Below are 10157 nucleotides of genomic sequence, written 5' to 3'. Positions count from 1 at the left end.
ACCGCCTTTTGATAAGCACGCTCGGCAATCGCAACGCCCTGCACACCCACGCCGTAGCGGGCGGCGTTCATCATGATGAACATGTACTCCAGGCCACGGTTTTCCTGACCCACCAGATAGCCCACGGCGCCGGCACCAGCACGATCTGCCACGCTGCCGGCCAGACCGTCGCCGTATTGCAGCACCGCAGTCGGGCTGGCCTTGATGCCCATCTTGTGCTCGATGGAGACGCACTGCACGTCATTGCGCGCGCCCAGTGCGCCGTTATCGCCCACCAAAAACTTGGGCACCACAAAGAGGCTGATACCCTTGACGCCTTCGGGCGCCCCGCTCACTCGGGCCAGCACCAGGTGGACGATGTTGTCCGCCATGTCATGCTCGCCCCAGGTGATGTAAATCTTGGTACCGAAGACCTTATAGGTACCGTCCGGCTGCGGCTCGGCACGGCTGCGCACCAGTGACAAATCGGAGCCTGCCTGCGGCTCGGTCAGGTTCATGGTGCCGGTCCACTCTCCGCTCACGAGCTTGCCCAGGTAGGTGGCCTTGAGCTCGTCCGAGCCGGCGGTTAGCAGGGCTTCGATAGCCCCGTCCGAAAGCAAGGGGCACAGCGCAAAACTCAGGTTGGCGCTGTTGACCATTTCGCCGCAGGCCGCGCCAATCGTTTTGGGCAGACCTTGGCCGCCAAAGTCAGTGGGGTGCTGCAAGCCTTGCCAGCCGGCCTCGGTGAAATGCTTGAAGGCCTCCTTGAAGCCCGGCGTTGAAGTAACCACGCCGTCTTTCAGACTGCTCGGGTTCTTGTCGCCCTCCCAGTTCAGGGGCGCCAGCACTTCGGTGCAGAACTTCGCCGACTCTTCCAGCACCGCCTGCGCGGTGTCCAGGCCCGCGTCTTCAAAACCGGGCAGTTGCGCGATGTGTTCAATGCCAGCTAGGTGCTGGATGTTGAACAGCATCTCTTTGACGGGGGCAACGTAACTCATAGCAATCTCCTTTTACAGCGCAGCAATCAACTCCGGCACCGCGTTGAACAAATCGGCCTCCAGCCCGTAGTCAGCGACGCTGAAGATCGGGGCCTCGGGGTCCTTGTTGATGGCCACGATCACCTTGCTGTCTTTCATGCCCGCCAGATGCTGAATCGCGCCGCTGATGCCGCAGGCCACATACAGCTGGGGCGCCACAATCTTGCCCGTCTGGCCCACTTGCCAGTCGTTGGGCGCGTAGCCGGCATCGACCGCTGCACGTGAGGCGCCCATGGCAGCGCCCAGCTTGTCAGCCAGCGGCGTCATGAATTCGGCAAACTTCTCGGCCGAGCCCAATGCACGCCCGCCCGAGACGATGATCTTGGCGGCGGTCAGTTCGGGGCGGTCGTTCTTGGCAATCTCGGAACCCACAAAGCGCACCGCCACGTTGGCCGCTGCAGCAGTTGCGGTCTCAACAGTTGCGCTGCCTCCGCTGGCAGCGGCAGGGTCAAAGCCGGTGGTACGCACGGTAAGGACCTTCACCGCATCGGTGGCTTGCACGGTAGCGATGGCGTTGCCGGCGTAGATGGGGCGCTCAAAAGTGTCTGTGCTGATCACCTTGGTGATGTCGGAAACCTGTCCCACATCGAGCTTGGCAGCGACCCGGGGGGCGATGTTCTTGCCCGAGGCGGTGGCGGGGAAGACGACGTGGGTGTAAGCCTGCGGGGTGCCGGCGGCAGCGGCGCAAATGGCCAGCACCTGGGATGCGATGTTTTCAGCCAAACCGTGGGCAAAGTCGGCGCTGTCAGCATGAATGACTTTGGAGACGCCTGCAATCTGGGCGGCGGCCGCGGCGACCGGGCCTGCGTTGCTGCCTGCCACCAGAATGTGGACTGCGCCTGCGGACTGCGCAGCAGCGGTAACGGTGTTGAAGGTGGCCCCTTTGAGGGCGATGTTGTCGTGTTCGGCAATAACGAGGGCGAGCATGGTGGCGGTCCTTTGCTGACGTACTTAAATGACTTTGGCTTCGTTCTTGAGTTTGGCAACCAGGGTGGCCACATCGGGCACTTTGATGCCGGCGCTGCGCTGGGGCGGCTCGCTCACGCTGAGCGTTTTGATGCGCGGAGCCACGTTCACGCCAAGGTCTTCAGGCTTGAAGGTGTCGAGCTGCTTTTTTTTGGCCTTCATGATGTTGGGCAGGGTGACGTAGCGGGGCTCGTTCAGGCGCAGGTCGGTGGTGATGATGGCCGGCAGGGTGAGGGCCAGGGTCTCGAGGCCGCCATCGACTTCGCGGGTGACGTGGGCGGCGCCTTCGATGATCTCGACTTTGGAGGCGAAGGTGGCCTGCGGCAGGTCGGCCAGTGCGGCGAGCATTTGGCCGGTCTGGTTGCAATCGTCATCAATAGCTTGTTTGCCCAAAATGACAAGGCCGGGTTGTTCTTTGTCCATCAGGGCTTTGAGGAGCTTGGCCACCGCCAGGGGCTGGAGTTCTTCGCTGGTTTCCACCAGGATGGCGCGGTCGGCGCCGATGGCCATGGCGGTGCGCAGGGTTTCCTGGCATTGTGCGACGCCGCAGGAAACAGCGACGATCTCGGAGACGGCACCTTTTTCTTTGAGCCGCACGGCTTCTTCGACCGCGATTTCGTCAAACGGGTTCATGCTCATCTTGACGTTGGCAATGTCAACGCCGGTTTTGTCCGACTTCACGCGGACCTTGACGTTGTAGTCCACGACGCGCTTGACGGGTACCAGAACTTTCATTGATGTGACTCCAGATAGTGGGGGGTAGTGCACGCCGGTGTTGACGTGCACGTCAATCATTCGATTCTATGCCGCGCCGAACAATTCACTCTGCAGGCGCTGGCAGCGGCCCTATTTTAGCAAAAAATAGAACGGTCGTGCTTTTTTTAAAAGAGGGTTTTCCCTGCAAGCTCAGCGGCTGTGCACCACCCGCTGCGGGAACGGGATCTCGATACCGTTCGCGCGCAAGAGCCGCAGGATGGTCAGGTTGATGTCGGAGCGCAGGTTGCCCCGCCCGTTTTCCAGATCCTCGATCCAATAGTTCAGGCTGAATTCCAGCCCATCGGGCCCGAAATTGGCCAACATCACCAAGGGCGCGGGCTCAGGCAGCACGCGGGGCTGGCTGAGGGCAGCCTCGAGCAGAAGAGCCATGACCTGATCGACATCGCTGCCATAGCCCACCGACACATTCACCGACTGGCTCACCCTGGTATCGGCCAGCGACAGGTTTTCGACCCGTTGGGTGATCATCATCTCATTGGGAACGATGGATTCGCGTCCGCTCAGGCTGCGCAGCACGGTGTAGCGGGCGTTGATCTGGGTGATCTGGCCCTCAAAGCCGTCCACATTGACGGTGTCGCCGATACGCATGCTTCTTTCCGTCAGGATGACAAAGCCGCTCACATAGTTGGCCGCCAGCTTTTGCAGGCCCAAGCCGATACCCACCCCCACAGCGCCGCCGAGCACCGACAAGGCCGTGAGGTCGATACCCACCGCCGACAGGGCCAGCATCAGCCCCACCAGCATGAGCACTGCGCGCACCGCGTTACTGGCTGCCTTGCGCAGCGAGAGCTCACCGCCGGTGGCCGAGCGCAGCAGGCGCGACTCAATGCCCGATGAAATCCACAGCGTGATGATGAGCACTGCGCCCGCAGTGACCATGCCCTCAATAATGTTGCGCACCGACAGCGTGGAGCCACCCATCTTCCAGCTGATCTGGTCCAGCTCGTTGAGCACCGCCGGCAGCAAGCCGCTCACCCACAAGACCATGACAATCCAGGCCACCCAGGAAATCGTCTGCTCCAGCGGGCGGACCCAGCGGGCCTTGGCGAATGCGGCCTGCAAGACCTTGACCCCCACGCGAATAACCACCAGCGCAATCAACACCGGAATGACCACCCGGAAAACCGCAATGCTCACGAAATGGCCCAGCAATTCGCGCGCAAGATACCCCAGACACAGCAGCACCAAGGGGAACAGCACCCCATCCACCACCCGCTCGCCAAACCAGATCGAGCTGTCATCGGTGACGGCCATCGCGCGGCGCAACGCTGCGACCAGGCCCCAGGCGGCGGCAACGCAGACACACAGCGCCAGCAACTCGAGCAGCACCGTGGCTTGCATGAATGTGTTGAGCCAGCCGGCGAAGTCGTCAATCGGCTGCGGGGACGGGAGGGATTTGAGATTAGCCATCAATCACACCAATGAAATTGCGACAAATGCTTGACGGACCCGATTTCAGGTAAGGTTTGCGCATGCACATACAAGACAAACTCGGGTCGCTGCTCAATCAGCTTAACACGGTGATTGTGGGTAAACCCGACCAGATCCGCGACTGCGTGGCCTGCCTGTTGGCCGGTGGTCACCTGCTGATTGAGGATGTGCCGGGGGTAGGCAAAACCACTCTGGCGCACGCGCTCTCGCGCACCTTGGGGCTGCAGTTTTCGCGGGTGCAATTCACCTCCGACCTGATGCCCGGAGACCTGAGCGGCGTGGCCGTCTACGAGCGCGCCAAGGAGGCCTTCGTGTTCCACCCGGGCCCCTTGTTTGCGCAGGTGTTGCTGGCCGATGAAATCAACCGCGCCAGCCCCAAGACGCAAAGCGCCTTGCTCGAGGCGATGGAAGAGAAACAGGTCACCATCGAGGGCGAGACCCGCGCCCTGCCCCGCCCTTTTTTCGTGATTGCCACGCAGAACCCGCTGGACCAGCTGGGCACCTACCCCCTGCCCGAGTCGCAGCTGGACCGCTTTTTGATGCGTATTTCGCTGGGCTACCCCGACCGCGCGGCCGAGCGGGCACTGCTCGAAGGCGACGACCGCCGAGCGCTGCTCGAACAATTGCCCAGCCTGCTGCAACCCGAGGAATTGGAGCAGCTGCAAGCGGCGGTACTGGCGGTGCACACCGCGCCCGCCCTGCTGGACTATGTGCAAGACCTCATCAGCGCCACCCGCAACGGACGCTGGTTTGTGCAGGGCCTCTCGCCGCGCGCCGGCATCGCGCTGCTACGCGCTGCCAAGGCGCAGGCGCTTATCAGCGGGCGCGACTATGTGGCCCCCGACGATGTGCAGGCCGTGCTGCCGCAAACCATTGCCCACCGCCTGCAGACGCTGGCCGATGCGGGACGCGGCGCTGCCGAGCAGGTGCGTGCGATGCTGCGCGCCGTGCCCCTGCCCTGATGGCCGGCCCGGGCTGGAACCCGCTCGCTGCGGCGCACCGGTGTTTTCAGGCGTGGTTTGAATCCCGCCTGCCGCGCCATGACAGCTGCACCCTGACACAGCGCAATGTCTACATCCTGCCCACCGCCCCGGGCTGGATGCTGGCGCTGACCCTGCTGGTGCTGCTGGTTTCCAGCATCAACTACCAGCTCAACCTGGGTTACCTGCTCACCTTCATGCTGGCTGGTGCGGCGCTGGTGGGAATGCATGTGTGCCACGGCAACCTGCGCGGACTCACTATGCATTTAATAGCGCCTAGCGCAACATTCGCGGGGGCTAGCGTGCCATTAGATATAAAAATCAGCAACCCCGGCCCACGCAGCCGCTGCGGCCTCGCGCTGGCGGTGCTTCGCAGCGGGCAGTGGGTCTGGACGGACGTGGGGCCGCAAGGCAGCGCGCAGGTGCAGGTCCGGTTTCAGGCCACCACGCGGGGCTGGCACGCCATTCCCGCACTGACTGCCGAGACCCGATTTCCGCTGGGCACGTTCAGGGTCTGGACGGTGTGGCATCCGGCGTCCAAGGTGCTTGTTTACCCCACCCCCGAGCCGTCGCCGCCACCCCTGCCCCCTGGCGAGCCCGGCGCCAGCGGGCAACACCCGGCGCAGCGGCACAGCAGCGGCGAGCTCGACGGCCTTCGGGCCTACCGCCGGGGCGACCCGCGCAAGCAGATCGTCTGGAAGAAGGCGGCCAAGAGCGACGCGCTGGTGAGCCGCGACACCGAAGAGGCGCAGCCCCTGGACCTGTGGTTAGACCTTGCTCCTACCCTCCAGACCGTTCGCAGCCGCCAGGGCCCTCTGGGTGCTGCGGTCCGCGAATTGGCCCTCTCGCGACTGTGCGCATGGGTGTTGCAGGCAGAGAGCCGCGGCCTGCGCTACGGCCTTCGTCTGGGCGGGCAGGTTCTTCCCCCGGACAGCGGCCCGGCCCACCAGCAGCGGTGTCTGCAGGCGCTGGCACTGGCCTGAACCCCGACCCTGAACCCCGACCCTCAACCCCTATTGGCCCGCACTATGCTGCAACGCCTTCGCACCCTTCCCCGCGACACGCGCGACACCCTGTTCCTGCTGCTGGTGATTGCCTGGGTGGTGGTGCCGCAAATCGAGCGACTGCCCTGGTGGTGCAGCCTCATCGTCGTCGGTGTTCTGGTGTGGCGGGGGTTGCTGGCCTGGGGCGGCAGGCCGCTGCCATCGCGCTGGTGGCTGCTGGGCCTTTTGGTGCTGGCGATGGCAGGCACCTGGACCAGCTACCAAACCCTTTTCGGGCGGGATGCGGGCGTGACCTTCATGGTGGTGCTGCTGGCGCTCAAGACGCTGGAACTGCGGGCGCAGCGCGATGCATTTGTCATTTTCTTTCTGGGCTTTTTTGCGATGCTCAGTAACTTCTTTTTCTCGCAAAGCCTGCCCACGGCCGCCGCCATGGTGCTGGCTTTGTGGGGGCTGCTCACTGCGCTGGTCAATAGCCACATGCCGGTGGGCCGCCCGCCACTCATCAGGGCGGCCCGCACTGCGGGTTGGATGATGCTGGCCGGCGCGCCCATCATGGTGGCGCTGTTTTTGCTTTTTCCGCGCATGGCGCCGCTGTGGAGCATGCCCGGCGACGCCATGAGCGGGCGCAGCGGCCTCTCGGGGCAGATGCAGGTGGGCACCATCGCCAGCCTCGCGCTCGACGACAGCGTGGCCATGCGCATCCGGTTTGACGGCGCACCGCCCGCGCAGGACCAGATGTACTTCCGCGGGCCGGTGTTCTCCAGTTTTGACGGTCGGGAGTGGCGGCCTCTGCGTTCGGCCTTTCCGGCGCGGGTGCAGCTGCAGGCCGGCCTTCAGGTGCGCGGCGCGCCGGTGGACTACCAGGTAACGCTGGCCGCCAACAACCGGCCCTGGCTGATGGTGCTGGACGCCACCCCTCAGGCACCCGACATCCGCGGCTACACCGCGCGGATGGGCCCCGACCTGCAATGGCAGACCGACCAACCCATGACCGATCTGGTGCGCTACCGCGCCAGCAGTTTTGCTGATTTCAGCCACGGCCCCTTGCAGCCGGTGGTGGGCCTGCAGGACTTTGTGGACCTGCCGCCGGGATTTAACCCGCGCACCTTGCAACTCGCCGCCGACTTGCGCCGCACCCCCGCGCTGGCCAACGCCGGAGCGCAGGCCTTGGTAGACGCGGTGCTCGAGAAGCTGCGCACCGGCGGCTACGAATACACGCTGGAGCCCGGCGTTTTTGGCACCCACACCGCCGACGAGTTCTGGTTCGACCGCAAGCTCGGCTTTTGCGAGCACATCGCGTCGAGCTTTGTGCTGCTGATGCGCGCGCTCGATGTGCCGGCACGCGTGGTCACCGGCTATCAGGGCGGGCAAGTCAATAGCGTGGATGGGTTGTGGACGGTGCGCCAGAGCGACGCCCATGCATGGACCGAAGTCTGGATGCCCTCGCGCGGCTGGGTGCGGGTGGATCCCACTGCGGCGGTGGCACCGGCGCGCGTTGGCACCATCCGGCGGCTACAACGGCAGCCCGATGTATTCACCCAGGCGCTCAACACGGTGAGTCCGGGCTTTACCGTGAGCCTGCGCGCGCTGTGGGAGGCCACCAACAACCGCTGGAACCAGTGGGTGCTGAACTACAGCCAGGCCAAGCAGATGGACCTGCTGCGCCAGCTCGGCGTCCAGTCCCCCAGCTGGCAGGACTTGAGCACGGCGTTGATCGGTCTCATCGTGGGCGCCAGCCTCTTGGGCGCTGCATGGAGCTGGTGGAACCGCCAAGCGCACGATCCGTGGCTGCGCCTGCTGCACACCGCTGGGCTCAGGCTGCGGGCTGCAGGACTGGATGTGCCGCCGGACAGCACGCCAAGGGCCATGGCCGGACTGCTGCAAGCGCATGGCAAGGCCACAGCCGAGGCGGTGGATTGGTTGCTGCGGCTGGAGGCTGGGCGTTACGCGCGCCCAGGGCCGGACAAAACCACTTTGCGCCGCCTCCAGGGCGAGCTTCGGCGGCTGCGCTGGTTCGCGGCCTGAGTACGCCAGGCCCGAAATAGCAAGGGCCTAGGACCGTGGTGCTTCGGCGGGGGCTACCAAGGGCGGCTCCTCTACCGGTGCGTCTTCTGCCTGGTCTGAGAGAAAGGCCTTGAGCCAGGCGTCGAACTTCTGCAGGCCCAGCTGCACCATTGCGCCGTCCATGGTCTTGCCGCTGACCTTGAGCACGCCGGCGCCGTAATCAAAAGACGCCTGCACCCCATCGGGCAACTCGCGGACAAGACCAGTGGACAGGGCGTATTCCCGCTGATCGGGCGGCATGAGCCGTCCTTTGGCGGTGATGTTTCCGCTGGACGAGAGCTGCGTGGCGAGCAACACATCGTCACCCGGCGAGGGCGCCAGCGTAAGCAGCAGATCGCCTTCCAGACTGCCTTCCATGCCGCCGCCCTTCAGGATGGGGATGCCCGCACTCAAGCCCGACAGCAGCAGCTTCTTTACAGCCGCGCGTAATTGCTGCTGTTCACCCAGTGTGGCGTTACGCATGGCGCAGGTCTCGCCCACTATTCTGCTGATCGCCACCAAGCTGGCAGTGTGCAAGCCCTTGATTTCGGCCACCAGCGCCAGGTCGTTCAGGCTCCGGCCCTGAAATTGCAGGCTTCTCACCGACTGGGTGAACTTGGAGTCCAGCCGGTCATAACTCTGACTGGTGTGGCTGCTCAAGCGCAGTCCCTGCAGGGCCACGGTTTCGGTGCTGAGGCTCTCCAGACCGAGCGTCACTGCCCCCATCCCAAGCGCGCGGTCTGTCAGGTCCAGGTGCAGGCTGATTTGCTTGGCCTCTAAGGCACGGCCATTGCCGCGCGCCACCATGCGGTCAAACACCCAGTCAAACCGCAAGGCCCGGCCGCTGATTTCGAGGTGCCCTTGGGACGGCGCGACCTGCAAGCTCTCACCGCGGGCCAGCAGGCCCAACTCGGGCAGTTGCATGTCGCTCACCAGGGTGCCGGCGAAGCTCACATGCCCCTGACCACTCAGCTTGCCGCCGCGCAGCATCTCCTGCCACGGGGCGCCAGGCGCTCCAGCAGGCGCGGCACTCCACTCAAAGCGCGTCAGGCCCCGCAGGCCGGGCACATGCGACGCCGCATAGTCCACCCGCACCACCACGGGGTCTGCCGCGTCTTCGCTGCATTGATTGAGCCACTCAACGTCCATCGCCCCGCGCGAAGAAAACCAGCCCTCCTGGTGCGCCAGATTGCGAATGCGCAGCGCCCCGTCAGCATGGGCCGCCGCCAACGACTGCAGCTCAGCCGCCAGCGTGCGCGCGCTGTACCAGGGCAGCGCGAGACCCGCTAAGGCCCCTAGCACCACCAGCGCCAACAGCAAAGCCCCCATGCCGGCCAGCATCCGTGGCCCTTTGGGTTGGGCCGAGCGGCTTGGGTGGGGACCGAGCGCCTCAGATGGCGGCTCGCGCTGGGTGGTGTCGGAAGTGGAATCGGAGTTCATGAGGAGTTGGCGGGGGCTGGAGAAATGCGGCGCCGAACAAATAATATCCGCCGAGGTTCAGAGGGGCGCATGTGAAAGGGAAAGCGGATTTACAGGCCAGGCCAGGCCACATTTGCAGACCGGGCCGCACATATCATTACGATATAATTTAGCCATGCACGTCATATCGCTCAAGATGCTTCGTAACTTCTGGCTAAGGCACCCGGCGGCGGAGTCAGCCTTGCGCCAATGGCACACCATTGTCGAACACACTGACTTCCAAGGTTTTGATCACATCAAACAGTTTTTCAACGCGGCGGACTATGTACCGCCCTATGTGGTTTTCGATGGGGCGGGTAACAACTATCGCGTGGTTGTCGTAGTCCATTACAGGGGAAAGCGCATTTACGTCCGCGAAGTAATGACGCACGCCGAGTACGACAAATGGTGCAAGCGTTACAGGAAAGGAATGAAATAGCATACAAACCGTTCAAACGAATTTCGATTTAGGCGCCATTCAG

9 protein-coding genes are annotated in these 10157 nt (G+C 63.9%); 4 read left to right on the top strand and 5 right to left on the bottom strand.

The features are described from left to right. From Q0O05_RS09735 to Q0O05_RS09720, 4 genes are all read right to left on the bottom strand, one after another. Positions 1-977, bottom strand: a 977-nt coding sequence (locus Q0O05_RS09735; RefSeq protein WP_293662533.1) for an acyl-CoA dehydrogenase family protein, incomplete at its 3' end; no start/stop codon positions are given. Between the two features lie 12 nt (positions 978-989). Further along, the gene (locus tag Q0O05_RS09730) at positions 990-1943 is read right to left on the bottom strand and encodes an electron transfer flavoprotein subunit alpha/FixB family protein (RefSeq protein WP_293662532.1); all 954 of its coding nucleotides are present in this window, start codon (positions 1941-1943) and stop codon (positions 990-992) included. Between the two features lie 24 nt (positions 1944-1967). After that, on the bottom strand, positions 1968-2717 hold the full coding sequence (locus Q0O05_RS09725) for an electron transfer flavoprotein subunit beta/FixA family protein (protein ID WP_293662530.1): 750 nt from the start codon (positions 2715-2717) through the stop codon (positions 1968-1970). Between the two features lie 171 nt (positions 2718-2888). Then, positions 2889-4169, bottom strand: a complete 1281-nt coding sequence (locus Q0O05_RS09720; RefSeq protein ID WP_293662528.1) for a mechanosensitive ion channel domain-containing protein — start codon at positions 4167-4169, stop codon at positions 2889-2891. A 62-nt stretch (positions 4170-4231) separates the two neighbouring features. Between Q0O05_RS09720 and Q0O05_RS09715 the strand changes: the two genes are divergently transcribed. The 3 genes from Q0O05_RS09715 to Q0O05_RS09705 are packed head-to-tail and all read left to right on the top strand — an operon-like array spanning position 4232 to position 8199. Further along, the gene (locus Q0O05_RS09715; protein WP_293662526.1) at positions 4232-5152 is read left to right on the top strand and encodes a MoxR family ATPase; all 921 of its coding nucleotides are present in this window, start codon (positions 4232-4234) and stop codon (positions 5150-5152) included. After that, complete coding sequence (locus tag Q0O05_RS09710) at positions 5152-6153, top strand: DUF58 domain-containing protein (protein WP_293662524.1); 1002 nt, start codon at positions 5152-5154, stop codon at positions 6151-6153. The genes Q0O05_RS09715 and Q0O05_RS09710 overlap by 1 nt, the downstream gene beginning before the upstream one ends. A 45-nt stretch (positions 6154-6198) precedes the next feature. Further along, positions 6199-8199 (top strand): DUF3488 and transglutaminase-like domain-containing protein, encoded by a 2001-nt coding sequence (locus Q0O05_RS09705; RefSeq protein WP_293662522.1) that lies wholly within the window; start codon positions 6199-6201, stop codon positions 8197-8199. A 27-nt stretch (positions 8200-8226) separates the two neighbouring features. Here the strand turns inward: Q0O05_RS09705 and Q0O05_RS09700 are convergent, their stop codons facing one another. Continuing rightward, positions 8227-9657: a DUF945 family protein gene (locus Q0O05_RS09700; RefSeq protein ID WP_293662520.1), complete on the bottom strand. Its 1431-nt coding sequence runs from the start codon at positions 9655-9657 to the stop codon at positions 8227-8229. Between the two features lie 154 nt (positions 9658-9811). Here Q0O05_RS09700 and Q0O05_RS09695 point away from each other — a divergent pair, with 154 nt between their 5' ends. Next, positions 9812-10114 (top strand): type II toxin-antitoxin system HigB family toxin, encoded by a 303-nt coding sequence (locus tag Q0O05_RS09695; RefSeq protein ID WP_293662519.1) that lies wholly within the window; start codon positions 9812-9814, stop codon positions 10112-10114. Positions 10115-10157: the final 43 nt, after the last annotated feature.

It is taken from the genome of Rhodoferax sp. OV413, assembly GCF_945881795.1.
Taxonomy (GTDB): domain Bacteria; phylum Pseudomonadota; class Gammaproteobacteria; order Burkholderiales; family Burkholderiaceae_C; genus Allorhodoferax.
Note: the sequence above shows the minus strand (reverse complement) of the source record. Positions and strands in the feature narration are given on the sequence as shown.

Excerpts from the sequence above, each read along its gene's own strand:
- Q0O05_RS09725 (WP_293662530.1), bottom strand. The coding sequence starts at position 2,717 with ATGAAAGTTCTGGTACCCGTCAAGCGCGTCGTGGACTACAACGTCAAG.
- Q0O05_RS09705 (WP_293662522.1), top strand. The coding sequence starts at position 6,199 with ATGCTGCAACGCCTTCGCACCCTTCCCCGCGACACGCGCGACACCCTG.
- Q0O05_RS09730 (WP_293662532.1), bottom strand. The coding sequence starts at position 1,943 with ATGCTCGCCCTCGTTATTGCCGAACACGACAACATCGCCCTCAAAGGG.
- Q0O05_RS09700 (WP_293662520.1), bottom strand. The coding sequence starts at position 9,657 with ATGAACTCCGATTCCACTTCCGACACCACCCAGCGCGAGCCGCCATCT.
- Q0O05_RS09710 (WP_293662524.1), top strand. The coding sequence starts at position 5,152 with ATGGCCGGCCCGGGCTGGAACCCGCTCGCTGCGGCGCACCGGTGTTTT.
- Q0O05_RS09720 (WP_293662528.1), bottom strand. The coding sequence starts at position 4,169 with ATGGCTAATCTCAAATCCCTCCCGTCCCCGCAGCCGATTGACGACTTC.
- Q0O05_RS09695 (WP_293662519.1), top strand. The coding sequence starts at position 9,812 with ATGCACGTCATATCGCTCAAGATGCTTCGTAACTTCTGGCTAAGGCAC.
- Q0O05_RS09715 (WP_293662526.1), top strand. The coding sequence starts at position 4,232 with ATGCACATACAAGACAAACTCGGGTCGCTGCTCAATCAGCTTAACACG.